Source organism: Bradyrhizobium aeschynomenes (genome assembly GCF_013178945.1).
Taxonomy (GTDB): domain Bacteria; phylum Pseudomonadota; class Alphaproteobacteria; order Rhizobiales; family Xanthobacteraceae; genus Bradyrhizobium; species Bradyrhizobium aeschynomenes.
The window spans coordinates 94,743-118,835 of the sequence record NZ_JABFDM010000017.1 but is presented as its reverse complement, the minus strand read 5'-3'; the positions used below and the strand labels follow the sequence as shown (position 1 = coordinate 118,835).

The following is a 24,093-nucleotide window of genomic DNA, read 5'->3' as shown; positions in this document are numbered from 1 at the left end:
AAGGGCCCGGCGAGAGGACATGCAATTGGGATTGACAAACCAAGGCCCGTTACAGAAGCCCGGATGAGCGCAGCGATATCCGGGGTCTCACGCACTGTTCTTTTGAACCCGGATGTCGCTGCGCTCATCCGGGCTACAACAATCGCTCACTCCTCCGGCGCGTTCTCGATCGGGTCGAAGCGGTCGTGCTCGAGGCCGAGCAGGTTCCACGACTGCAGCATGTGCGGCGGCAGCGGCGCGGTCGCATCGATGACGCCGCCGCGCGGATGCGGGATGACGATGCGGCGCGCCAGCAGATGCAGCCGGTTCTGCAGGCCGCCGGGCAGCGACCAGTTCTCGATGTTGAAATATTTGGGATCGCCGACGATGGGATGGCCGATATGGGCCATGTGCGCACGCAGCTGGTGGGTGCGCCCGGTCACCGGCTTCAGCGACACCCAGGCGAGCTTGTTGGCGGAGGCCTCGACCACGGCGTAATAGGTCACGGCGTGGCTGGCGCCTTCGTCGCCATGGGCGGCGACGCGCATGATGGTGTCGTCCTCGCCCTCGTCCTTGGCGAGATAGGTCGAGATGCGGCCCTGCTTCGGCTTCGGAACACCCGCGACCAGCGCCCAGTAGATCTTGCGCGCCGAGCGGCTGCGGAAGGCGCCGGTCAGATGCGTGGCGGCGAAGCGCGTCTTGGCGATCAGCAGGCAGCCCGAGGTCTCGCGGTCGATGCGGTGCACGAGCCGCGGCTTCTGGCCCTTGGCATCGCGCATCACCTCCAGCATCTGGTCGATGTGCCGCGTCATGCCGGAGCCGCCCTGCACCGCGAGCCCCACCGGCTTGTTGAGGACGAGCACGTCGTCGTCCTCATATAGCGTCATCGCCTTCAGGCTATCGAGGGTCTTCTGCTCGGCCTCCGACAGGCCGCCACGCTCCTTCGGCGCATCCAGCTTGAGCGGCGGGATGCGCACAGTCTGGCCTTCCTCCAGACGATCCTTGCTGTCGGCGCGCTTGCCGTTCACCCGCAACTCGCCTTTGCGGACGATGCGCTGGATGTGGGAGAACGACAGCCCCGGAAAGCGGGCTTCGAGGAAGCGGTCGACGCGCATGCCGTTCTCGTCGGCCGTCACGACGACGGTCTGCACCTTGGTCGGCAGCAGCGGCGTCTCCGGCTCGGGCTTCTTCGGCGGCGCGGCAGCCGGCTTGCGCTCGGTCCGCTCGGCGCCGAAGCGCACGGGCTTGCCGGCGCCGGCGCGCTTGGAGGGCGGCCGCTCCCGCGGCTCGAACGTGTCGCGGCGGTCCTCTCGGTCGGAGCGTGGCGCACGAACGCGATCGCCCTTGCCCCGCCCGAACTCGCCGCGCGGCGCCGCCTCGCGCTCCCCGGCAAAGCGCTCGCGCCGCGGACGATCGCCATCCGGGCGTTTCGCCGGCTCGCGCTTGGCTGACTCGCGTTTGACCGGCGCGCCTGTGCGGGCAGCCTCGGCCTTCGGCCGCTCGCTGTTGCGGCGGTCGGCGGGACGATCGGATCGGGTCTGGGTTCGCTTGATGCGGCGGCTCATGCGCAGGTGCCTATCGTAAAAGGCTCTGCCAGTCACGGTGAAATCGCGATAAATCGGCCCAGCGAGGTCCAGCCCCCCGCGAATCGAACGTGATCGGAGTCGACGTATGACGCTGACGAGACTGGCCCTGACCATCCTTGCTACTGCGCTTGCTCTGAGCAGCGCGCGGGCACAGCAGAGCCCGATGCCCGACGATATCGCCTGGAAGCTGATCGAGATCGGCCGGGCGATCGATCCGCCGAAGACGGCTGCGATCTACGCGCCGCTCCAGCCCAGGGAACCCTACGCCGGCGTGAAGGTGCAGCGCGACGTCAGGTATGGCACCGCCGAGCGCAACCTGCTCGACGTGTTCACGCCCGACAGCGCGGCTGCGCCCCGGCCCGTGCTGATCTTCGTGCATGGCGGCGCCTTCATCGGCGGCAACAAGCGCACCACGCCCGATGGCCCGTTCTACGACAACATCATGCTGTGGGCGGCGAAGAACGGCTTCGTCGGCGTCAACATCACCTACCGCCTGGCGCCGAAATTCCCCTGGCCCGCCGGCGTCGAGGATGTCGCGAGCGCCGTGCAATGGGTAGCGGCCCACGCCGCCGAGAACGGCGGTGATCCCGCGCGGATCTTCCTGATGGGCCATTCCGCGGGCGCCGTGCACGTCGCGACCTACGTCGCGCATCCCGAATTCCACAAAGTCAGTGGCGGCGGCCTTGCGGGGGCCATCATGGCCTCGGGGGTCTACGACCTCACGGCGACGCCGCTCGGCGACCAGGAGATGGCCTATTTCGGCACCGACCCCTCGCGGTTCAAGGAGCGCTCCTCGCTGGCGGGCCTGCAGGCGTCGGCCCTGCCGCTGCTGATCGCCTCCGCCGAAATGGACCCGCCGCGCTTCGTCGAGCAGTTTGATTTGTTGAAGCAGGCGGCGTGCAAGCGGCCGTCAGGCTGCGCGCGAAGCGTGATGCTGCCGCAGCACAGTCATATGTCTGAGGTGTATGCGATCAACACGGAGGATGACCGGCTGACGCGGGAGATCGCGGAGTTCGTGCAGACAGGGAAGTAGTTGGCGCTCTCTCCTCCGTCATTCCGGGGCGCGCGCCAGCGCGAGCCCGGAATCCATGACCACGAGCGCCGATGATGACGCGAGATGCCCATGGCATGGAGCCTTCGACCAACGACTGCGTGTGGTCATGGATTCCGGGCTCAGTCACGCGCCCATGGGGCGCGCGACTGTCCAGGAATGACGGCGTAGCGGAGCGTACTCCCTCTCACCGCCGTCATTGCGAGCGCAGCGAAGCAATCCAGGGTGGTGGGCGGGACTCTGGATTGCTTCGCTGCGCTCGCAATGACGTGGTGAGGGCATGATGCGACATAAGCAGCGGAGTATGCTGCGACAGCGAGACCGGCATCAGTGCTCCTACCCGCCCCGCTCCTTCCTCAGCTTCGCCCAGTATTCCAGCCGCTTCCGGATCTCACGCTCGAAGCCGCGTTCGGGGGGATCGTAGAACTGCTGGCGTCCCAAGGCTTCGGGGAAATAGTCCTGCCCCGAAAACGCGTCCGGCGCATCGTGGTCGTACTGATAGCCGGTGCCGTAGCCTTCGCTCTGCATCAGCTTCGTCGGCGCATTGAGGATGTGCTTCGGCGGCAGCAGCGAGCCGCCTTCTTTCGCAACACGCTTGGCGGCGCCGAAGGCCTTGTAGGCGGCGTTGGATTTGGGCGCGGTCGCGACGTAGATCACGGCCTGGGCGATCGCGAGCTCGCCTTCGGGGGAGCCGAGGAAATCATAGGCGTCCTTGGCGGCATTGGCGATGACCAGCGCCTGCGGATCGGCGAGGCCGATGTCCTCCACCGCCATGCGGACGATGCGGCGGGCGAGGAACAGCGGATCCTCGCCGGCGTCGAGCATGCGGGCGAAGTAGTACAGCGCCGCATCCGGATCGGAGCCGCGCACCGATTTGTGCATGGCCGAGATCAGATTGTAATGGCCGTCGGCCGATTTGTCATAGATCGGCGCGCGGCGCTGCAGGATGTCCTGCAGCTGCACAGCGTTGAAGATCTCGCCCTTGCGCGCCGAGCGCCAGACTTCTTCCGCCAAAGTCAGCGCGGCGCGACCGTCGCCGTCGGCCATGCGGATCAGCACGGCACGCGCCTCGTCGTCGAGCGGCAGCTTGCGGCCTTCGACGGCTTCAGCGTTGCTGTAGAGCTTCTCGATCGCGGCGGCGTCGAGCGAGTGGAACACCAGCACGCGCGAGCGCGACAACAGAGCGGCGTTGAGTTCGAATGACGGATTCTCCGTGGTGGCGCCGACCAGCACGACGGTGCCGTCCTCCATCACCGGCAGGAAAGAGTCCTGCTGCGCCCGATTGAAGCGATGCACCTCGTCGACGAACAGCAGCGTGCCCTGCCCGGTCTCGCGTCGCGCGCGCGCGGCGTCGAACACCTTCTTCAGATCGGCGACACCGGAGAACACCGCCGAGATCTGCTCGAAATGCAGCTCGGTGGCGTCGGCCAGCAGCCGCGCGACTGTCGTCTTGCCGGTGCCCGGCGGGCCCCAGAAGATCAGCGAGCCCAGCGTGCGCGTCTCCAGCATGCGCGTCAGCGCGCCGTCGGGACCGAGGATGTGATCCTGGCCGACCACATCCGACAGTCTGTGCGGCCGCAGCCGCTCCGGCAACGGCCGCGGCGCATCGTGCTCCATCCCCGCCGCAGCGAAGAGGCTTTGGCCTCTGCTTGGGCCTCCCTGCTGGGGACGCTTCGGGCTCATCCGCCGAGCGTGACGTTGATCTGCTGGCCACCGCGCAGCACGGTGATGCGCCAGAGGCGGGCCTGCTCGCGCGAGGCCTTGTCGAGATCGGTGGTCTTGGCGATCTTCTGGTTGTTGACGGCCATGATCACGTCGCCCTTCTGGAAGCCGACATTGGCCGCCGTGGTGCCGTCGCCCGGTTCGAGAATGACGACGCCTTCGGTGTCGGCATCGAGATGCAGTTCATCGGCGACGGCCGGCGAGATGTTGGCAACCTTGGCGCCCTGGAACGGCGAGCGGCCGTTGATCACCATCTCGTTGCGTCCGGTATCCGGCGCCGTCTCCAGCGCGACGGCGACCTTCACCGGCTTGCCGCCGCGCTGCACCTCGATCTGCGCGGTCCCGCCGAGCGGACGCGTGGCGAAGCGATAGTCGAAGGCGTTGGGATCATCTACGGTCTGGCCGTCGATCGACACGATCAGATCCGACGACTTGATGCCGGCCTTCGCCGCCGGGCTGTTCGCCACCACCGAGGCGACCAGCGCGCCGGTCGGCGAACGCAGGCCGAGGCTCTCGGCAATCTCCGGCGTCACGGCCTGCAGCCGCGCGCCGAGCCACGGACGCTTCACCGCCTTGCCGCCGCTCTTGGCCGAGGCCACGACGACACGCACCATGTTGGCGGGGATCGCGAAGCCAATGCCTTGCGAGCCACCGGACTTCGAATAGATCGCCGTGTTGATGCCGGCGAGCCGCCCGGTCATGTCGACCAGCGCGCCGCCGGAATTGCCGGGATTGATCGCCGCGTCCGTCTGAATGAAGAACTGATAGTCGGTGATGCCGACCTGGGTGCGCGCAAGCGCCGACACGATGCCGTGCGTCACGGTCTGGCCGACGCCGAAGGGATTGCCGATGGCCAGCACGACGTCGCCGACCAGGAGGTCATCTGAATTGGCGAGCTCGAGGGTGGGAAACTGCTCCTTGGTCCCCTTCAGCTTGAGCACCGCGAGATCGGTGCGGCTGTCCTTCAGCACGATTTCGGCCTCGAACTCGCGCTTGTCGGACAGCGACACCTTCACCTCGTCGGCACCCTCGATGACATGCACATTGGTGACGACCAGACCGGACGCATCGATCATCACGCCGGAGCCGAGCGAGCGCTGCATCTGCTCCTGCGGGCCGCCCTGCAGGCCGAAGAAGCGGCGGAAGATCGGATCGTCGAGGAAAGGATTGCGGTTCTGCACCACCTTGGCGGCGTAGACGTTGACCACCGCGGGCTGCACGCGCTGCACGATCGGCGCATAGGACAGCCGCAGCTCGGCCGCGGATTGCGGCACGCGCCGGTCCTGCGCCGCGAGCGGTGTGGCGGCCAGCAGCGACAGCAGCAGGACCACGGTGGAGCGAATCAACGTCATGCGAAGAATCCTGGAAAATGAGGCCCTGGATATAGGCGGAACGGCCGGCGCGGCCAAGCTCAGGCGGTCTGATGCGGCGTTTTGATGGTCTCTGCAACGGGGGCGCAGGACAGCCGTTCCTGGTGCCGCTCGCCCCACGTCCTGAGCACCTCGATGACCGGCCGCAGGCTCTCACCGACCTCGGACAGGCTGTACTCCACGCGCGGCGGCACCTCGGCGTAGACCTTGCGGACCACCAGCCCGTCCTCCTCCAGCGCGCGCAACTGCTTGGTCAGCATGCGCTGCGTCACGCTCGGCATCAGCCGGCGCAGCTCGCCAAAGCGCTGGCTGCCGCTCTGCAGGTGGTAGAGGATCACCCCCTTCCACTTGCCATCGATCAGGTCGAGCGTGGCTTCGACCGCGCAGCCGGGGCGGCGGGCGAAATTCTTCCGTTTCATCGCGTTTGAGCCCAATAGTATCCAAACGGGGACTAGTTCCCTGTTTTTACAGTACTTGTCGAAACGACGCCAGCAGGACAAGTAAATCCCATGGAGAAGCCAGCCAGGAGATTGTGATGAAGGCCGTCGGTTACCAGCAGTCGCTCGCCATCACCGAGGAGCGCGCGCTGTTCGATTTCGAAACCGCCAAGCCCGAGCCGAAAGGGCGCGACATCCGCGTTGCGGTGAAGGCGATCTCGGTCAATCCCGTCGACACCAAGGTGCGCAAGCGTGCCGCGCCGCCGGCCGGCGAGACCAAGATCCTCGGCTATGACGCCGCCGGCGTGGTCGAGGCGGTCGGCCCTGAGGTGACGCTGTTCAAGGCTGGCGACGAGGTCTTCTACGCCGGCTCGATCCTGCGCCAGGGCACCAATGCCGAATTCCATCTGGTCGACGAGCGCATCGTCGGACGCAAACCCAAGAGCCTGTCCTACGCCGAGGCCGCCGCCCTGCCCCTGACCTCGATCACCGCCTGGGAGCTGCTGTTCGACCGGCTCGGCGCTATCACTGGCAAGAGCCTCGACGATCGCACCTTGCTGATCACCGGCGCGGCTGGCGGCGTCGGCTCGATCCTGATCCAGCTCGCGCGACGTCTCACCGGCCTGACCGTGCTCGCGACCGCGACGCGGCCGGAATCGCGCGATTGGTGCCTGTCGCTCGGCGCCCACGCCGTCGTCGACCATGCCAAGCCGATGAAGGAGCAGATCGACGCGCTCAAGCTGCCGCCGGTCGCGCTCGTCGCGAGCCTCACCCATAGCGACCAGCACTACAAGGCGATCGCCGAGTTCATGGCGCCGCAAGGCAAGTTCGGCCTGATCGACGACCCCGCCGAGTTTTCGATCGCGGCATTCAAGGGCAAGGCGATCTCGATCCATTGGGAATCGATGTTCACGCGCTCCTCGTTCACCACGCCCGACATCATCGCCCAGCACAACCTGCTGAACGACGTGTCAGATCTCATCGACAAGGGCGTGATCCGCACCACCCTCGGCGACAACTACGGCACGATCAATGCGGCGAACCTCAAGCGCGCGCATGCGCTGATCGAGAGCAACACCTCACGCGGCAAGATCGTGCTGGAGGGGTGGGGCTAGCTCACCGACGTAGCAACCTCGTAGGTGGGCAAAGCCGTCACCGCTAGGCGGCAGCGTGCCCACCGTTGGTGCGCACGCCAAGCAATTCAGGACCGCGTGAGGAGTCCGGATTGCTTCGTCGCTGCGCTCCTCGCAATGACGAGTGCGGGGATGAGCAGGTCTGGCGAAATCGCCCCTCCGCGAACTGTGACCGATTTGGACTGGCCCGCCACGCCGTTTCCTTTTACCGAAGCTCGACAAGCGCGACCTTCGCATCTGGAACAGCATCCGTGAGCAGCCTCGAGCAAGAGACCCAATCGTCTGCCGATCACGGCCTGCGCAGCGGATCGCCGCTGGAGGTTTTCAGCATCTTCCTCAAGCTCGGCCTGACCTGCTTCGGCGGACCGATCGCCCATATCGGCTACTTCCGCGACGAGTTCGTCGTCCGGCGGAAATGGATCGACGAGCATGCCTATGCGGACCTGGTCGGGCTGTGCCAGTTCCTGCCGGGGCCCGCCAGCAGCCAGGTGGGGTTCTCCATCGGACTGATGCGCGCCGGGTATCTCGGCGCGCTCACCGCCTGGATCGGCTTCACCCTGCCGTCGGCGGCTGCTCTCATCCTCTTCGCCTATGGGGCGGGTTGGTTGAGCGGGCCTTTCGGCGCCGGCCTGTTGCATGGACTGAAGCTAACGGCAGTCGCCATCGTGGCCCAGGCGGTCTGGGGCATGGTGCGCAGCCTCTGCCCCGATCGCGCGCGCGCCTCGATTGCGGTCGCGGCAGCGATCATCATCCTGTTGAGCGCGACCTCGGTCGCGCAGATCGCCGCGATCATGCTCGGCGCGCTCGCCGGTCTCTGGCTGTGCCGCAGCGAGGCAGCCGCGCCATCGGGACACGTCGCGATCCCGGTATCGCGCCGTGTCGGCCTGATGGCGCTCGCGCTGTTCGTCATGCTGCTGGCCGGACTTCCGCTGCTGCGGGGCCTGACGGGATCGACCGGCCTCGCCCTGTTCGATGCCTTTTACCGCTCGGGCGCGCTCGTGTTCGGCGGCGGTCATGTCGTGCTGCCGCTGCTGCGCGAAGCTTTCGTCGGACCTGGCTGGCTGAGCGACGACGCCTTCCTCGCCGGCTATGGCGCGGCGCAGGCCGTCCCCGGTCCGCTGTTCACCTTCGCCGCCTATCTCGGCACCATCGTCGCTCCGCAGCCGCATGGCATCATCGGCGCGATCCTGGGGCTGCTCGGCATCTTCCTGCCCGGCATGCTGGTTCTGCTCGCGGCCCTGCCGCTCTGGGACTCGTTCCGCAAGCGTGCCGGCGCACAGGCCATGATGCGCGGCATCAATGCCGCCGTCGTCGGCGTGCTCGGTGCGGCGCTGTACGACCCGGTCTGGACCAGCACCGTCCACGGCCCGAAGGATTTCGCCGTCGCGCTGGTCGGCTTCCTCCTGCTCGTTGCCTGGCGCGCGCCGCCGCTCGTCGTGGTCGCCTTCAGCGCAGGGGCCGGCGTGGTGATGACGCTGCCCTGAGGCGCAGCGCGTTCGCACTTCGATCGTGAGCAGGCTACAATGCGCGCAGCTACGCTGCCTGACATCACCCGTGACCGGAGGCCGACATCATGATCCACCATGGCGGATGTTTCTGCGGCGCAGTGCGCTTCGCATGCGCGGGCGCGCCGATCAACGTCCGCATCTGCCATTGCCGCAACTGCCAAAAGGCGATGGGCTCGCCCTATTTCGCCCGCGCGCTGTTCTCCCATGAGGCGCTGACGATCCACGGCGAAACCGCGCNATGAGGCGCTGACGATCCACGGCGAAACCGCGCGCTTCCCCTCCTCCGACGCGCTCGACCGGATGTTCTGCCCGCGCTGCGGCACGCGGCTGTTCTCCTGGCGCAACACCCGCCCCGTCGTCGGCGTGGCGCTGGCCTGCTTCGACGATCCCAATGCGTTCAGGCCGACCGAGCACATCTGGACGTCGGCCAGAATCGGCTGGGTGAGCCTGGACGACGGCCTGCCGCAATTTCCAGAAAATCCCGCGTAGCATCGCGGAACCATCGTGCCTATGTAAGGCGTCAACGCGTCCGGAACCTCGCTCCTTGAACATCTCGCTCTACGGCATCTCGATCTGGATCCTGCCGGTCATCATCGCCATCACCTTCCACGAGGCCGCCCACGCCTTCGTCGCCTGGCGGTTCGGCGACGACACCGCGAAGCAGCTCGGTCGCGTCAGCTTCAACCCGCTCAAGCACATCGATCCGTTCGGCACGATTCTGCTGCCGGGGATGCTGCTGCTGTCGGGCTCGCCGTTCCTGTTCGGCTATGCCAAGCCGGTCCCGGTCAACTTCCGCAACCTGCAGCCACTACGGGCCGGCATGATCATGGTCGCCCTGGCGGGGCCGGCGACCAATATCGTGCTGGCGTTGGCTGCCGGGCTGGCATTCCACATCCTGCCACTGGTGCCGGCCGAGGGGGCGCAATGGGTTGCCCACAATCTGCTCAATGCCTTCTCGTTCAACATCCTGCTCGCGGTGTTCAACATGCTCCCGATACCGCCGCTCGATGGCGGCCGGGTGGCGGTCGGGCTGCTGCCATCCGTGCTGGCGCGGCCTTTTGCCCGGCTCGAGCCCTATGGCATGCTGATTCTGATCGGATTTTTGATCCTGCTGCCACTCGCGGGTTCCCAGTTCGGTCTTAATCTTGATTTTGTGTCGGGGCTGCTCCGCGCCATGACCGATTCTCTCAAGCAACTGCTTCTGTTATTGACGGGTAACGCATAGGTCTCCGTATCAGGGACGTAAACGAGCTCCGAGGCACTCTTGGTCAAAGCCGCTGACATGATGATCGCGCGCCGCGCCGATACGCGCGCCCGCGCCGATTTCGCGACCTGGAAGATGATCGCCAAGCTGAACGGCGCCTCCGGCCTGCCGCCGGCCGCGCAGGAGTTCCTGGCGAGCTACAAGACGCGGCTGGGCGAGATGTCCGAGCACGAGGCGACCGAGGCCACCATCCGCGAGATGTACAAGGCCTATTACGCCGAGATGGGCGGCGGTGGTGCGCCGCCAGAGGTCAAGCCGGCCGCGGCCGAGCCGGTCAGCGACAACGTCACCGCCTTCCGCAAGCTGCCGCCGAAGCCCAAAGCGGCGCAGTCGGGCCCCGCTGCGCAGCGCAAGCTGCCGGTGGCCCTGATCTTCGTCACGCTCTGCGTCGCCTATGTCGGGATCAGGCTGTACTGGCAGTGAGCCGTGCCCGCGGCCATGACGAGCAGACCTTCACGCTGTGGCGTCAGGTCTTGGTCGCTGGGAATTTCACGACGATGTTGAAGGGAATCTCGTCGTCCGAGATCTGCGCCGGCGGCTTGGGGAACGGATCCGAGCGCCGCACCATCGCCACCGCTTCGTGATCGTAATCCGGGTCGCCGGATGACTGGATCACGTCGACGGAGACCACGTTGCCCCGGCGGTTGAGCTTGAAGGAGATCCGGACGCTTCCGCCTTGGGTCTTGCCGGCCGGGTATTTCTGATTCTTCTTCACGATCAGGCTGAGCTTGCGTTGCCAGTTCGTCGTCTGCGGATCCCGGTCCTTGCCCGTGCCGCTGGGATCGGGCGCCTTCACGCGATCGGCTTCGGGGACCTTGGCATCGAGCGTCTTCCGCGAGCTGTCCACGGCCGCCTCCCGCGCCTCGGACGCGTTGGTCTCGACTGCGGCGACCTTTTCCTCCTCCGTGGGCTTCTTGGCCTCGGTCGGCGACACCTGCTGGTCGGCCTCCTCGGTGGTGGTGGGAATGCCCTTCTGCAGATCCGTCTGCTCGGTCTCGGCCTTCTGCTCCGGCGTGGCGGCCGAGGCCGTATCGGCGACGGAATCCACCCCCATCGGCAGATCCGAATCCTCGACCTTCGGCGCTGCGATCTCCGCGTCGATCACGTCGGCGGCGGTGCCGAGGCCGCCGTCGTCGTCATCACCATGCGCCGTGGTCAAGGCCACGGCCACGCCGCCGATGTGGAGCGCGACGGCCACCAGCGCCGCCGCGAACCAGGCGGCGCGGGAGGTCGAGTGCGAGGTGAGGAGATCGCTCATCTCAGACGGACCGATCAGGGTTGCGGGGCCGGAGCGGCGACCGCTCCGCCGGCAGCCCCGGCCGGCCGCTCCAGCGCCACCAGCTTGAACTTGAAGTGCGCATCGCGCAGCAGCTCCAGAACGTCCATGACCTCGCCATAGGGAGCCCCGCGGTCGCCACGCAGGAAGACCGTCCGATCGGTCTGGTCGGCCATCACCCTGTTCAGCTCGGCGACCAGATCAGCCCGCTTCACCGGATTCTCGCCGATTGCCAGCGACAGGTCGGGCTTGACCGACACATAGGTCGGCTTCTCCGGCTTCTTCTGCGGCGTCGCGCTCGATGACGGCAGGTCGATCGGCAGGTCGACGGTCGACAGCGGCGCGGCCACCATGAAGATGATCAACAGCACCAGGATGACGTCGATGAACGGCGTCACGTTGATGTCGTGGGTCTCGTCGAAATCGTCGTCGAGATCGCCTTCGGAGAGCGAGACGGCCATCGCCTGCTACTCCGCCGCGCGCGCGTGCAGGCCGATCTGGCTGCGATCGAGATCGCGCGACAACAGCCGCCCAGTGGCGCCGGAGGCGCGGTTGACCAGCTCGAGATAGCCCTTCGTGACGCGCGAGAAGTGATTGTAGATGATGACAGCAGGGATCGCGGCGGCCAGGCCGATCGCAGTCGCCAGCAGCGCCTCGGCGATGCCCGGCGCGACCACCGCGAGATTGGTGGTCTGCGATTTGGAGATGCCAATGAAGCTGTTCATGATGCCCCAGACGGTGCCGAACAGCCCGACAAAGGGCGAGATGGCGCCGACGGTGGCGAGCAAGCCCATGCCGACGCGCACGCGCCGCGCCTCGGCGCGGACGATCTCGGTGAAGCTCGACGCCGCGCGCTCCTTGATGCCCTCGTCGCTGCCGAGCCCGGCCGAGAGCCGCGCCTCCGCGATGGCTGCCTGAAGCAGCACCGTCGCGACGTTCTTGCCATTGCCGAGCGCCAGATGCGCCTCGGCGAGCGACTTCGCACCGCCGAGCTTGCGCAGCGCTGCGACCAACCGGCGGCGCAGCACGGAGAATTCGATGCTCTTGGCAATCAGGATCGTCCAGCTCGCGACCGAGGCCAGCGCCAGCGCGATCATGACCGATTTGACGATCATGTCGGCCTTGAGGAACATGCCGAGCGGCGACAGCTCGTCGAGCCCGGTGGTCACCGACTTTCCACCGCGCGCGGCGCTCTCGGCGCTTGTCGCGGCCGGCTGTCCCGCGGCCGGCTGTCCCGCGGCCGGAGGCTGAGCCGACAGGTCCGTCGAGATCGCCGGAGCAGCCGGCGCCTGTGGCACGACCTGCTGCGCGCCCGCAGGCGCCACGGCCGAAACGATCAGAAATGACAGGACGATTGCAAACCTTGCGAGGAACGATGTCATCATATCTCGGCCCACTAAACCTCGGCCCATTGCCGGATCAGATTGTGATAGATGCCGGTCAGCTTGACCGCATCGGGATCGTCCCTCCCGAGGCGTTCCGCCAAGCTCTGGATCGCCGTGTCCAGATCGAAGATCATGCTCCGGACATGGGCATCCCGTATCATGCTCTGCATCCAGAAAAAAGAGGCGACCCGGGCGCCGCGGGTCACCGGCGTGACCATGTGAAGGCTCGATGACGGATACAGCACCGCATGGCCTGCGGGCAACTTGACTTCGTGCGAGCCGTAGGTGTCCTCGATCACAAGCTCGCCACCGTCATACGTGTCCGGCTCGGCCAGGAACAGCGTCATCGACAGGTCGGTACGGATGCGAAGCCCTGTCAGCGCATCGCCGCGCACGGCATTGTCGACATGAATGCCGAAATGATCGCCGCGCGCGGCGGTATAGCGGTTGAACAGGGGCGGAAATATCTGCAGCGGGATCGCCGCCGACAGGAAGCGCGGGTTCTTCGTCAGCGCCGTGATGATGCGCTGGCCCAGCACCCGCGCCGCCTCACCCTCCGGTGGCAGCTGCTCGTTGCGCTTGACCATGGCCGACTGCGCCCCGGCCGTCGAACGGCCGTCCTCCCACTCCGCCGCATCCATGATGCGGCGGAAGTCGGCCACCTCGTCTTTCGACAGAACGTCCGGGATGCAGATCAGCATGATCAGAACTTCGCAGTTGTCACGATGTACAAGGCGCGGCCCGGGGCGACGGCGACGAATGGCACCGCGCTCCGATACAGCGTGTCGTAGTACAGCTTGTTGGTCAGGTTCTGCGCATACAGCTTCATGGTCCAATGCGCATCGAGCTTCTTCTCGACAAAGGCGTCGAAGCGCCAGTACGCCGGCAGTTCGTTGCCGGTGTTGGCCGCGAAGGTGCCGCCATAGACCTTGGAGCGGTAGACCGCCTGGCCGCCGATCTCCCAGCCATTGTCGAGCTTGTATTTCGACAGCATGCTGAACGACTGGTGCGCGATGTTGGCGAGCTGCAGGCCGATATTGGAGGCGACGCCGCTCTGCGTGACCTTGGACTGCATCAGCACCAGGCCGCCGAAGATGCTCCAGCGGTCCGTCAGCTTGCCCTCCGCCTCGATATCGATGCCCTGGATGCGGTAGGCCGCGCCCGAGGTGAGGATGCTGTTCACCGTCTCGCGCGCATTGTCCTTGGTGGTCTGAAACAGCGCAGCCGAGACCAGGAGGTGGCGGTCGACCAGCTCCCATTTGGTGCCGAGCTCGGCCGCCTTGTTGCGCTCCGGCCCGAGCAGCACCGTGGTGTTGGCGGGCACGCCGCCATAATCGGTACCGGTGGCGTCGAGCTCCGAGCCGAACGGATTGGCCGAGGTCGCGTAGGCGGCGTAGATGCTGCCGATCGGCATCGGCTTATAGACCAGGCCGACATTGTAGTTGACCAGATCGGCGTTCATCTTGAGGTATCTGGTGTTGTTCGACGAACCCATGATGTAGCCGTCATAGCGCACGCCGCCGTTCAAGATGATGGTGTCCCGCCAGTTCGCCGTATCCATCACGTAGACGCTGTTGGTGTTGACGCCATAACGGGTGGGATTGCCGACCAGCGACGGCGTCGTACTGAACGGGATGTTGGTGTATTGCGGCGAGTACAGATTGACGCCGGTGACTGCGCCCGAGCTGGTCGAGCCGCCGCCGAACAGCTCCGACGACAGACCGGTGTAGCGGTCGATCGATATCGTCTCGTTGGAGAACTCGGTGCCCACCACGGCGGTGTGCTTGACGCCCCAGGTGTCGAGCTTGAACGTGGCGTCGTTCTGGTTGGCCCAGACGTCGACGGTCTGGTAGCGGCTCTGCGCGCTGGCCGTGGTCGTCCACAGCAGCGGGTTGGAGCTGGTCGTGTTCGGGTTCTGCGGCAGCGTGCCGATGTAGTTCAGCTCCGAATGCTCGCCACGGAACTTGCTGGTGAGCGTAATCGCCTCGTTGACCTTGTACTCCATGGTGCCGGTGCCGAAGTCCTGCCGCGCGGCCTGGAAGTCACGGTTGAGGAAGCCGTACCAAGTGTTGCGCGGGATGCCGGCCGAAGTCACCGGCACGTTGCCCTGCTTGTAGTAGGGCACGCCGAAATCCGGATAGCCTGAGAGATCGGTGTGAACGTAGTTGGTCGTGAATTTGAGGTCTTCGGTCGGCGTCCATTTGGTCGAGAGGAAGGCGCCCCAGCGGTCGTCAGTGACGTAGTTGCGTCCCGCGACGTTGGAGTCCTGAAACACGCCGCCGGTGCGCACCGAGACGGATGGCGAGACCACCTGGTTGACATCGAGCGTCACGCGCTTCTGCTGGTCGGTGCCGAACTCGGTGTCCATCCGCTTGAAGTTGGTGTCGCCGGCCTGCTTGGTGACGATGTTGATCGCGCCGCCGGCGGTGCCGCGCCCTGCATAGGACGAAGCCGGGCCGCGCAGGATCTCGATCTGCTCCGTGAAGAAGTTCTCGCGGATCGACACCGCGGGGTCGCGGATGCCGTCGATGAAGACGTCGTTGCGGGCATCGAAGCCGCGGATGAAGAAGCGGTCGCCGAAGGCGTTGCCGCCTTCGCCCGAACCCAAGGTGACGCCCGCGGTCGAGCGGCCGATCTCCTTGAGCGCGGTGACGTGCTTGTCCTGCAGCACCTCCTTGCTCATCACCGTGATCGTCTTCGGCGTGTTCAGAAGCGGCTCGGGAAACTTGGCCGACGCCTGCACGCGGTTGACCTTGTACGGCTCGGCCGCGTCGGCATAGGGATTGGCGTCGGGCGCGGCCAGCCCGCCCGCGTTGGGGAAGGCCACCGCCCCCTGCTGCCCGGCCTGCTGGCGGGCCGCGCGTCGCAGGGCATTGCGGGCGCGGACCTGCTCGGCGGTCGGCTTGGAGGACGTTGGCTTGGCGCGCGCGACCGGCGCATCAACGTTCACGGGTGGCAGGTCGGAAGCGGGTTGCGCTTCGGCCGACGACACCGATGCCACGGCCATCAGTCCGGCGACCGCCGAAACCTTGGTGACGAGAGGCCCCTCTCCTCGTCCCTCGAAAAACTTCATCGCTGCGCCTGCCCGCAGCGAACGCGGTGCTCTCACCTGTCCCATTTAATTTCACGCGCCCCAGATTTTTCATTGCACATCGCTTCCGCGGATCATTCGCAGTGCGACGATGTGTCGTTCGTATCGGGCGTGTTCCAGAGGGTCAATTTGAGGAGCCCTAATTTGGCCTTGAATAGTTCCAGATCAAAACAATTCTAAAAACGCACAACTAATAGAGACAGTCGGAACTTGAAATCGTTCTAAACAGCGCGATTTGACTCGCGCTGTTGTCGAATCGCCGCGTGTCTCAGTTCGACGACCCGGCGGTCTCGTCACTGCTCGGCGGCTTCATCAGCGAGAACAGCTCATCGACGGTCTGCACCGCGATCCGGCGCACGCGCTCGGAATCGTCGATGCCCGCGATCCGCACGCCGTTGACGACGGCCCTGATCTCGTCGCGGAAATCGGTCAGGAAGCGCAACGGATCGCGCTGCTCGTTGGCGACGCGCGCGATCAGGCCGGTGACCAGGATCTGGCAGGCGAGCATCTTTCCGTTCAATTCTTCCATCGAAGGCTCCACATCTCGTTGTCGTCGCATGGCGCATCGTCGCTTGCCGGACGATGCAGCCCCGCTCAGGTTGAAAACTTGCCGAATGTCCGGGGCACCGCGGCAACCGCCGAAGTCATCCGCTTCTAATCAGCTCTCAACGGGCGCGACAAGACGGCGACAATAGGTCGGAGGACGACTTTTGCGCGATCGACCGCCGCGCGTTCGGCGCAGCGAGGACGGGCGGAGGCCGCGCCGCCGCGGCCACGCCGTTCAGCTCGCTCGCCGTCCAGGCCTGGTCGATCTGCGCGAGCAGTGACGACAGAAGCCACCCCTGTGCGCATTTTCGCACTCAGGATGCTTTTGTTAAACATCACAACTCAAGATCGGATCGAGGCATATCGAGGCACGGTTTCGATTATTTGACCGCAACGCCTGACTTGGTTTCGGACAGCGTCTTGATCCGCTCCTTCAGTTCCCGGAGCGTGGCGAGGCTGGCAGCCACCGCATCGTCCGGGATGTCGTGCAGCACATCGGCGGCGATGGCGTCACGCAGCTCGTCCAGTTCGTCCACGAGCTGCCGGCCGGCGGCCGTGAGGTAGACTCGGTTCGCCCGCCGATCCCTGGGATCATGCCGGCGCTCCAGCAGCCCCTGCTCCACCAGCCGGTCCAGCAGTCGAACCAGCGAGATCGGCTGCAATTCCAGCACTTCGGCGAGATCGACCTGCGACAACCCTTCCTGCGCGCGCAGCCGAAACAGCACCACCCATTGCGCGCGCGTCGTGCCGCGCTGCTTGGCACGATGATCAATATAGTTGCGCAGAATGCGCGAGCTTTCGACAAGCTGCGTAACGAGCTGCCGTCTTGCGTCCAGCGACATGGCCGTGCGGTCCTCGGAGTCCCCTCGAAAGCTTTCGAATTGTTTAGGTTTGTCCACGCCCTCGTGTGTTTACACATTAATTGCGTGCGTACTATATCTGGGCTGCTGGGATTGGTTTTAAAGACCGGTTATCCTGTTCGTCTCAGCATACGGGCCAGCATGAAGACATCACGAACCATTACATGGATCCTGCTGGTCGCGGCTCTCGGCGGCGCCGGCTATTACGGCTGGCAGCGTTATCAGGACGCTGAGGCTGCGAAGAAGACCGCCGCACAAAAATCGGCCCGGCCGCAGGCAGTTCGGGTCTCGGCCGTCCCGGTCGAGAAAGCGGACTTCCCGGTCTTCCTCACCGGCCTCGGCACCGTCCAAGGCTTCAATACCGTCCAGGTTCGCACCCGCGTCGACGGCCAGATCAACAAGATCGCGTTTACCGAGGGTCAGCTCGTCAACCAGGGCGACCTGCTGGTCGAGATCGATCCGCGGCCGTTTCAGGCAGCGCTCGACCAGGCCAAGGCCAAGCGGGCGCAGGACGAGGCCAATCTCAACAACGCCAATCTCGACCTGCAGCGCACCACCAAGCTCGGCGAGTTCGCGACGCGGCAGCAGCAGGACACCCAGCGCGCCACGGTCGCACAGCTCACGGCACAAATCGCCGCCGACGACGCCGCGATCGCCAATGCCCAGACCCAGCTCAGCTACACCCAGATCAAGGCGCCGATCTCGGGCGTCGCCGGCTTGCGCCAGGTGGACGTCGGCAACATCGTCAATGCCTCGACCCAGACCGGCATCGTGTCGATCGCGCAGATCGAGCCGATCGCGGTGATCTTCACCGCGCCCGAGGAGCAATTGCCCTACATTAACGAGGCGCAGAAGGCCGCAGCCCTGAAGGTGATCGCCTTCACCACCGACGGCAAGAAGCAGCTCGCCGAGGGCAAGCTGATGGTCGTGAACAACCAGGTCGACACGTCGAGTGGAACGATCCGCCTGAAGGCGGTGTTCGACAACAAGGACCACGTGCTGTGGCCGGGCCAGTCGGTGTCGACGCGTCTGCTGGTGCGGACGCTGAAGGACGCCACGGTGGTTCCGGACGACGCGGTCCAGCATTCGACCAGCGGGCTGTATTCCTACACGGTGAGCCCGGAGAACAAGGCCGAGTTGCGCAAGGTCAAAGTGGGCGCCTCGATCGACGGCCGGACCGTGATCGAGGAGGGTCTCACCCCCGGCCAGCAGGTGATCACCGGCGGCCAGTTCAAAGTGCAGCCCGGCTCGATCGTGACCACTGCAGTGGCCAGCTCGGATCAGGCGCCAGCGAAGGTCCGGCAGGAATGAACGGCGGCATCTCGGCACCCTTCATCAAATATCCCATCGGCACCTCGCTGCTGATGGCGGGCATCCTGTTCATCGGTCTCGTTGCCTATCCCTTGCTGCCTGTCGCGCCGCTGCCGCAGGTCGACTTCCCGACCATCCAGGTCACCGCCAATCTGCCGGGCGCCAGCCCCGAGACCATGGCGACCTCGGTCGCCCAGCCGCTGGAGCGGCAGTTCGCCCAGATTCCCGGCATCGCCCAGATGACCTCGACCAGCTATCTGGGCACCGCATCAGTCACGATCCAGTTCGATCTCAACCGGAGCATCGACGGCGCGGCCAACGACGTCCAGGGCGCGATCAACGCGGCCTCGGGCCAGCTGCCGAAGAGCCTGCCGTCGCCGCCGACCTATCGCAAGGTCAATCCGGCCGACTCCCCGATCCTGCTGCTGTCGGCCACCTCCGAGACGCTGCCGCTGACCACCGTCAGCGATGCCGTTGACGCCGGTCTCGCCCAGCAGATCAGCCAGATCTCCGGCGTTGCCCAGGTGATCATCGGCGGTCAGCAGAAGCCGTCGATCCGCATCCAGATCGACCCGGCCAAGCTCGTGGCCAAGGGTCTTTCGATGGAGGACGTCCGCAGCCAGATCGCCATCACCACCGTCGATGCGCCCAAGGGCAACATCGACGGCGAGCGCCGCGCCTACACGATCTACGCCAACGACCAGCTGACCGATTCGAAGGACTGGAACGACGTCATCATCGCCTACCGCAATGGTGGCCCGCTTCGCATCCGCGACATCGGCAAGGCGGTCACGGCTGCGGAAGACGCCAAGCAGGCGGCCTGGGCGAACGGCAAGCGTGGCGTGTTCCTGGTGATCTTCAAGCAGCCGGGCGCCAACGTCATCGAGACCGTCGACCGCATCAAGGGGCTGCTGCCGCGGCTGGTCGCGGCGATCCCGCCGGCGATCAAGATCGACGTCATCTCCGACCGCACCACCACCATCCGCGCTGCCGTCGAGGACGTCCAGTTCACGCTGATCCTGACGATCTTCCTGGTCGTCATGGTGATCTTCATCTTCCTGCGCAGCTTCTGGGCCACGGTGATCCCGACCATCACGGTGCCGCTGGCGCTGCTGGGGGCCTGCGCCATGATGTGGGGCGTCGGCTATACGCTCGACAATCTGTCGCTGATGGCGCTGACGATCGCCGTCGGCTTCGTGGTCGACGATGCCATCGTCATGCTCGAGAACATCTCGCGCTATGTCGAGGAAGGCGAATCACCGATGGCCGCCGCCTACAAGGGCGCCAAGGAAATCGGCTTCACCATCGTCTCGATCTCGATCTCGCTGGTCGCGGTGCTGATCCCGCTGCTGCTGATGGGCGGCATCATCGGCCGGCTGTTCCGCGAGTTCGCGGTCGTGCTGGCGATGACCATCTTCGTCTCGATGTTCGTGTCGCTGACGCTCACGCCGATGATGGCCTCGCGTTTCCTGCGCAACGAGCACGCCGCCCAGCACGGCAAGTTCTATCAGTGGAGCGAGGCGGCATTCGACGCGATGCTGCGCGCTTACGAGAAGGGCCTGGACCTCGCGCTGCGCTGGCGCTTCGCCACCCTGATGGTGTTCTTCGCCACGCTGGGCCTGTCGGTCTACCTGTTCATCCTGATCCCCAAGGGGTTCTTCCCGCAGCAGGACGTCGGCCTGATCACCGCGACCTCGGAAGCCTCGCAGGACATCTCGTTCAAGGCGATGCAGTCGCGCCAGGAGGCGCTCGCCAAGATCGTGATGGACGATCATGACGTCGCCAGCGTGGCGATGGCGATCGGCGGCTCCGGCCGTGCCGGCAACAACGGCAACATGTTCATCACCCTCAAGCCGCGCGACGAGCGCAGCGCGACGGCGCAGCAGATCATCGGCCGCCTGCGGCCGCAACTCGAGAAGGTCGAGGGCGCCCGACTCTACATGCAGGCGGCGCAGGACATTCGTCTGGGTGGCCGTCCCTCGCGCACTCAGTTCGAGTTCACACTGCAGGATCCGAACCTCACCGAGCTGAACGACTGGGCGCCGAAAATCCTGGAGAAGATGCGCTCGCTGCCGCAACTGCGCGACGTCGCCACCGACCAGCAGGCCGACGGCACCACCGTTCAGCTGACGATCAACCGCGACACCGCCTCGCGCTACGGCATCTCGCCGCAGCTGATCGACGACACGCTGTACGATGCGTTCGGCCAGCGCCAGGTTGCGCAGTACTTCACCCAGCTCAACTCCTACCGCGTGATCCTGGAGATCCTGCCGGAGTTGCAGGGCAATCTCGACACGCTCAACAAGCTCTACGTGAAGTCGCCGACGACCGGCGACCAGGTGCCGCTGTCGACCTTCGCCAGCTGGACCACCGTTCCCGTCAAGCCGCTGTCGATCAGCCACCAGGGCCAGTTCCCGTCGATCACGATCAGCTTCAACCTCGCCCAGGGCGTGGCGCTCGGCCAGGCCACCGACGCCGTCCAGCGCGCCATGGTCGAGCTCGGCGCACCCGCGACCCTGAACTCGAGCTTCCAGGGCACGGCGCAGGCATTCCAGCAATCGCTCTCGACCGTACCGCTGCTGATCCTTGCGGCCCTCGTCGTGGTCTATCTGATCCTCGGCATTCTCTACGAGAGCTACATCCATCCGATCACGATTCTCTCGACGCTGCCCTCGGCCGGCGTCGGCGCGCTCGCGATCCTGATGGCGTTCGGCTACGATTTCAGCCTCATCGCGCTGATCGGCGTCATTCTGCTGATCGGCATCGTGAAGAAGAACGGCATCATGATGGTCGACTTCGCCATCGCCGCCGAGCGCGACCAGCACCTGCCGCCGGAGCAGTCGATCCGTCAGGCCGCCCTGCTCCGCTTCCGTCCGATCATGATGACGACGATGGCCGCGCTGCTCGGCGGCGTGCCCTTGATGCTCGGCAACGGTACCGGCTCGGAGATCCGCCAGCCGCTCGGCTACGCGATGGTCGGCGGCCTGATCGTCAGCCAGATGCTGACGCTTTTCACCACACCGGTGATCTATCTCTACCTCGACAAGGTCAACAACGCCTTCGCGCGCTGGGGTCGCACCCATATCGACCACGAGACGGAGACCGCCGCGGCAGGCCCGGTCAAGGAAGCGGCGGAGTAGTCCGCCTCCTCTCTTCGCGATCTATTGCCGCGCCATCTCGGCGTTACCGACGCCCTCGCCGTCCAGGCTCTGCTCGTCCTGCATCGTCACCGTCACGTGCGACAGCCGTCCGGTGAACGCGAACGGCGCTGCGTAGTCCGACACCGGGCTGCCGCGGTCGTGGCCGATGTCGAGCCCCGACCAGGAGATCAGCGTGTGGAAGGCGAGCTGCGTCGTCAGCGCGCCGGCCTCCTCGCCGTCGATCAGCAGCGTGTACCGGCTCATGCCGGTGCGCGCGCCTTTGGCGGGCTCGGTCTGCCGCCTGAGGCGCTCGACGCGAAGGCCGAGCCGATGCCCGCCGGCCGGTACCGGACGGCTCGACCTGACGACCTCGTGGCGGCCGCCGATGTTGAGATCGTGCACGAGATGGCCATCCTTGACGTAGAGGCTGTAGCCCGAGGTGGCATCGCCATGGGCGATCAGCACGCCGCTCGCGCCGTCATCGATCTCGACATGGGCCTCGATCAGATAGTCGCGGCTGCGCACGTCGGGCGCGACGTCGGTCGGCACGTGGCCCATGCCGGCATGGAAGGTGAAGCGCGTCCGCGCGCCATGGAAGCGCGCGGCGTTCTCGGCGAAGCGCGGACCGAAGCGGTCGTCGAGCGGCAGCACCTGATGCGCCTCCGCCTGCTCCCACCAGAGCTTGACCAGCGCCGCGAGCCGCTCCGGCTGCTCGGCCGCGAGATCATGCGTCTCGGAGAAATCCTGCGCGAGGTGGAACAGCTCCCATTTGTCGTTCTCGAACGGGGTGCCGGTGGGATGAAACGCCACCGCCTTCCAGCCATCGTGCCAGAGACCGCGATGGCCGAACATCTCGAAATATTGCGGCACAGGCTTCGACGGTGCGGTTGCGTTCGTGATCGACGCGGCGAAGCTGACGCCCTCCAGCGGCATCTGCGGCACGCCGGCGATCGTCGCCGGCGCCTCGATGCCGATCAGCTCCAGCAAGGTCGGCACGAGATCGCAGGCATGGACGAACTGATGCCGCAGCTCGCCGCGCGCCGCAATCCGCTTCGGCCATGACAGAATGAACGGATCGCGGATGCCGCCGCCATGGGTGTTCTGCTTGTAGCGCCGGAGCGGCGTGTTCGAGGTCATCGCCCAACCATGCGGGAAGTTCGAATGCGTGTCGGGCCCGCCGATGTCGTCGATGCGCGCGAGCTTCTCGGCGATCGGCTCCGGCTTGAAGTTGAACGGACCCATCGCGTTGACGAAGCCGAGCGGACCGCCCTCCTGGCTGGCGCCATTGTCGGACATCACGATGATCAGCGTGTCGTCGCGCTGGCCGGTCTTGTCGAGGAAAGCAAGCAGCCGCGCCAGATGCTGGTCGGCATGGTCGAGCATGCCGGCAAAGGCCGATTGCAGCCGGGTGAAGACGCGCCGCTCGTCGTCCGAATGCGCGTCCCAGGCCTTTACCCCGTCATTGCGCGGCGGCAGGTCCGTCGTCTCCGGCACCAGCCCCATCGCCTTTTGCCGCGACAGGCGTTGGGCACGTTCGATGTCCCAGCCATGCGCGAAGACGGCATCGTAGCTCTCGATGATGTCGCGCGGCGCCTGATGCGGGGCGTGGCAGGCGCCAAGCGCGAGCCAGGTCAGCCACGGCAGCTCCGGCCGGTCGGCGGTGTGATCGGCGATGAAACGGATCGCCTGATCGACCAGGTCGGCCGTCAGATGATAGCCGTCGGCGTGGCTGCCGGGCGGGCTGACATGGGTGTTGTCGAGCACGAGCTCCGGCGCATATTGGTCGGTCTCGGCGTCGAGGAAGCCGTAGAATCGGTCGAAGCCGCGGCCGAGCGGCCAGCCGTCGAACGGCCCGGTCGCGCCGCTCTCGGTCAGCGGCGTGACATGCCACTTGCCGACCATGTAGTTGCGATAGGCATGGGTGCGCAGCATCTCCGCCAGCGTCCCCGCCTCGCGCGCAATCTTGCCGCGATAGCCTGGATAGCCCGAGTCGAAATTGGCGAGGCAGCCGACGCCGACCGAATGGTGGTTGCGGCCGGTGAGCAGCGCCGCCCGCGTGGTCGAGCACATCGCCGTGGTGTGGAAGCCGCAATAGCGCAGCCCCTGCGCCGCGAGCGCGTCGATCGCAGGCGTGCGGATCGGCGAGCCGTAGCAGCCGAAGTCGGAGAAGCCGACGTCGTCGAACAGGACCACCAGAATGTTCGGCGCGCCCTTTGGTGGCTGCCGAGGCGCGGGCCACCACGGTGTGGAGCCAGCGATGGTCCTGCCGATCGTGCCGCCGAATGCGGGCTCGCTCATGACTGGTCCTCCCCTGTCGCTCGCGCCCCGGCCGCTGGCCGGCCGGCCGAGCTCGTTCTTGTTCTCATTGCATCCGATCCGCAGCACCCGTCCGGGGCGGCACGACCGCGCTTGCTCCAGATCATAATCATAATTA

Annotated in this window: 19 protein-coding genes and 1 pseudogene; 8 read left to right on the top strand and 12 right to left on the bottom strand. The window is 65.9% G+C overall.

The annotated features are described in order from the left end of the window. Positions 1-146 precede the first annotated feature (146 nt). The gene (locus tag HL666_RS31775; RefSeq protein ID WP_172185465.1) at positions 147-1,544 is read right to left on the bottom strand and encodes an RluA family pseudouridine synthase; all 1,398 of its coding nucleotides are present in this window, start codon (positions 1,542-1,544) and stop codon (positions 147-149) included. Positions 1,545-1,650: 106 nt separating this feature from the next. On the opposite strand from HL666_RS31775, the gene HL666_RS31770 reads away from it, so the two are divergent. Continuing rightward, positions 1,651-2,598, top strand: a complete 948-nt coding sequence (locus tag HL666_RS31770; RefSeq protein WP_172185463.1) for an alpha/beta hydrolase — start codon at positions 1,651-1,653, stop codon at positions 2,596-2,598. 354 nt (positions 2,599-2,952) lie between these two features. Here the strand turns inward: HL666_RS31770 and HL666_RS31765 are convergent, their stop codons facing one another. The 3 genes from HL666_RS31765 to HL666_RS31755 are packed head-to-tail and all read right to left on the bottom strand — an operon-like array spanning position 2,953 to position 6,127. Next, the gene (locus HL666_RS31765; protein ID WP_172185461.1) at positions 2,953-4,299 is read right to left on the bottom strand and encodes a replication-associated recombination protein A; all 1,347 of its coding nucleotides are present in this window, start codon (positions 4,297-4,299) and stop codon (positions 2,953-2,955) included. Further along, positions 4,296-5,690 (bottom strand): DegQ family serine endoprotease, encoded by a 1,395-nt coding sequence (locus HL666_RS31760; protein ID WP_172134314.1) that lies wholly within the window; start codon positions 5,688-5,690, stop codon positions 4,296-4,298. Before HL666_RS31760 ends, HL666_RS31765 begins: the two co-directional genes overlap by 4 nt. Positions 5,691-5,749: 59 nt before the next feature. Next, positions 5,750-6,127, bottom strand: coding sequence for a winged helix-turn-helix transcriptional regulator (locus HL666_RS31755; protein WP_172113484.1), 378 nt, complete (start codon positions 6,125-6,127; stop codon positions 5,750-5,752). 116 nt (positions 6,128-6,243) lie between these two features. Between HL666_RS31755 and HL666_RS31750 the strand changes: the two genes are divergently transcribed. The 5 genes and pseudogenes from HL666_RS31750 (at position 6,244) to HL666_RS31730 (ending at position 10,473) form a co-directional block, all read left to right on the top strand. Continuing rightward, the gene (locus HL666_RS31750) at positions 6,244-7,260 is read left to right on the top strand and encodes a zinc-binding alcohol dehydrogenase family protein (RefSeq protein ID WP_172113483.1); all 1,017 of its coding nucleotides are present in this window, start codon (positions 6,244-6,246) and stop codon (positions 7,258-7,260) included. Positions 7,261-7,529: 269 nt separating this feature from the next. Further along, entirely contained in the window at positions 7,530-8,762 is a 1,233-nt protein-coding gene (gene chrA, locus HL666_RS31745; protein WP_311976768.1) for a chromate efflux transporter, read from the top strand. 89 nt (positions 8,763-8,851) lie between these two features. After that, a pseudogene (locus HL666_RS34725) lies at positions 8,852-9,275 on the top strand (GFA family protein). A gap of 55 nt (positions 9,276-9,330) precedes the next feature. Then, positions 9,331-10,011 (top strand): site-2 protease family protein, encoded by a 681-nt coding sequence (locus HL666_RS31735; protein ID WP_172113481.1) that lies wholly within the window; start codon positions 9,331-9,333, stop codon positions 10,009-10,011. A 57-nt stretch (positions 10,012-10,068) separates the two neighbouring features. Further along, complete coding sequence (locus HL666_RS31730) at positions 10,069-10,473, top strand: hypothetical protein (RefSeq protein WP_172113503.1); 405 nt, start codon at positions 10,069-10,071, stop codon at positions 10,471-10,473. A 43-nt stretch (positions 10,474-10,516) separates the two neighbouring features. Here HL666_RS31730 and HL666_RS31725 read toward each other — a convergent pair whose 3' ends face one another. The 7 genes from HL666_RS31725 to HL666_RS31695 form a co-directional block, all read right to left on the bottom strand. After that, positions 10,517-11,308, bottom strand: coding sequence for an energy transducer TonB (locus tag HL666_RS31725; RefSeq protein WP_172113480.1), 792 nt, complete (start codon positions 11,306-11,308; stop codon positions 10,517-10,519). A gap of 14 nt (positions 11,309-11,322) precedes the next feature. Next, positions 11,323-11,787: a biopolymer transporter ExbD gene (locus HL666_RS31720; protein WP_172113479.1), complete on the bottom strand. Its 465-nt coding sequence runs from the start codon at positions 11,785-11,787 to the stop codon at positions 11,323-11,325. A 6-nt stretch (positions 11,788-11,793) separates the two neighbouring features. Further along, a complete protein-coding gene (exbB, locus tag HL666_RS31715) occupies positions 11,794-12,711 on the bottom strand; it encodes a tonB-system energizer ExbB (RefSeq protein ID WP_172185459.1) in 918 nt (305 codons plus the stop codon). Positions 12,712-12,722: 11 nt separating this feature from the next. Continuing rightward, complete coding sequence (locus HL666_RS31710) at positions 12,723-13,412, bottom strand: Fe2+-dependent dioxygenase (protein WP_172113477.1); 690 nt, start codon at positions 13,410-13,412, stop codon at positions 12,723-12,725. A 2-nt stretch (positions 13,413-13,414) separates the two neighbouring features. Beyond that, on the bottom strand, positions 13,415-15,829 hold the full coding sequence (locus HL666_RS31705; RefSeq protein WP_172185457.1) for a TonB-dependent receptor: 2,415 nt from the start codon (positions 15,827-15,829) through the stop codon (positions 13,415-13,417). A 241-nt stretch (positions 15,830-16,070) separates the two neighbouring features. After that, positions 16,071-16,331: a hypothetical protein gene (locus HL666_RS31700; protein WP_172113475.1), complete on the bottom strand. Its 261-nt coding sequence runs from the start codon at positions 16,329-16,331 to the stop codon at positions 16,071-16,073. 397 nt (positions 16,332-16,728) lie between these two features. Next, entirely contained in the window at positions 16,729-17,190 is a 462-nt protein-coding gene (locus tag HL666_RS31695) for a MarR family winged helix-turn-helix transcriptional regulator (protein ID WP_172113474.1), read from the bottom strand. A gap of 159 nt (positions 17,191-17,349) precedes the next feature. Here HL666_RS31695 and HL666_RS31690 point away from each other — a divergent pair, with 159 nt between their 5' ends. Then, entirely contained in the window at positions 17,350-18,519 is a 1,170-nt protein-coding gene (locus HL666_RS31690; RefSeq protein WP_172134320.1) for an efflux RND transporter periplasmic adaptor subunit, read from the top strand. Further along, positions 18,516-21,659 carry a multidrug efflux RND transporter permease subunit gene (locus HL666_RS31685; RefSeq protein WP_172113472.1) on the top strand — a complete coding sequence of 1,048 codons (3,144 nt, stop codon included), beginning with the start codon at positions 18,516-18,518 and terminating at the stop codon, positions 21,657-21,659. The genes HL666_RS31690 and HL666_RS31685 overlap by 4 nt, the downstream gene beginning before the upstream one ends. Before the next feature lie 21 nt (positions 21,660-21,680). Here the strand turns inward: HL666_RS31685 and HL666_RS31680 are convergent, their stop codons facing one another. After that, the gene (locus HL666_RS31680; RefSeq protein WP_172185455.1) at positions 21,681-23,957 is read right to left on the bottom strand and encodes an arylsulfatase; all 2,277 of its coding nucleotides are present in this window, start codon (positions 23,955-23,957) and stop codon (positions 21,681-21,683) included. Positions 23,958-24,093 lie beyond the last annotated feature (136 nt).

Coding starts and splice junctions, on each gene's coding strand:
- HL666_RS31685 (WP_172113472.1), top strand. CDS start 18,516: ATGAACGGCGGCATCTCGGCACCCTTCATCAAATATCCCATCGGCACC.
- HL666_RS31680 (WP_172185455.1), bottom strand. CDS start 23,957: ATGAGCGAGCCCGCATTCGGCGGCACGATCGGCAGGACCATCGCTGGC.
- HL666_RS31695 (WP_172113474.1), bottom strand. CDS start 17,190: ATGTCGCTGGACGCAAGACGGCAGCTCGTTACGCAGCTTGTCGAAAGC.
- HL666_RS31730 (WP_172113503.1), top strand. CDS start 10,069: ATGATGATCGCGCGCCGCGCCGATACGCGCGCCCGCGCCGATTTCGCG.
- HL666_RS31760 (WP_172134314.1), bottom strand. CDS start 5,690: ATGACGTTGATTCGCTCCACCGTGGTCCTGCTGCTGTCGCTGCTGGCC.
- HL666_RS31700 (WP_172113475.1), bottom strand. CDS start 16,331: ATGGAAGAATTGAACGGAAAGATGCTCGCCTGCCAGATCCTGGTCACC.
- HL666_RS31725 (WP_172113480.1), bottom strand. CDS start 11,308: ATGAGCGATCTCCTCACCTCGCACTCGACCTCCCGCGCCGCCTGGTTC.
- exbB (WP_172185459.1), bottom strand. CDS start 12,711: ATGATGACATCGTTCCTCGCAAGGTTTGCAATCGTCCTGTCATTTCTG.
- HL666_RS31705 (WP_172185457.1), bottom strand. CDS start 15,829: ATGGGACAGGTGAGAGCACCGCGTTCGCTGCGGGCAGGCGCAGCGATG.
- HL666_RS31765 (WP_172185461.1), bottom strand. CDS start 4,299: ATGAGCCCGAAGCGTCCCCAGCAGGGAGGCCCAAGCAGAGGCCAAAGC.
- HL666_RS31755 (WP_172113484.1), bottom strand. CDS start 6,127: ATGAAACGGAAGAATTTCGCCCGCCGCCCCGGCTGCGCGGTCGAAGCC.
- HL666_RS31775 (WP_172185465.1), bottom strand. CDS start 1,544: ATGAGCCGCCGCATCAAGCGAACCCAGACCCGATCCGATCGTCCCGCC.
- HL666_RS31690 (WP_172134320.1), top strand. CDS start 17,350: ATGAAGACATCACGAACCATTACATGGATCCTGCTGGTCGCGGCTCTC.
- HL666_RS31710 (WP_172113477.1), bottom strand. CDS start 13,412: ATGCTGATCTGCATCCCGGACGTTCTGTCGAAAGACGAGGTGGCCGAC.
- HL666_RS31720 (WP_172113479.1), bottom strand. CDS start 11,787: ATGGCCGTCTCGCTCTCCGAAGGCGATCTCGACGACGATTTCGACGAG.
- HL666_RS31750 (WP_172113483.1), top strand. CDS start 6,244: ATGAAGGCCGTCGGTTACCAGCAGTCGCTCGCCATCACCGAGGAGCGC.
- HL666_RS31770 (WP_172185463.1), top strand. CDS start 1,651: ATGACGCTGACGAGACTGGCCCTGACCATCCTTGCTACTGCGCTTGCT.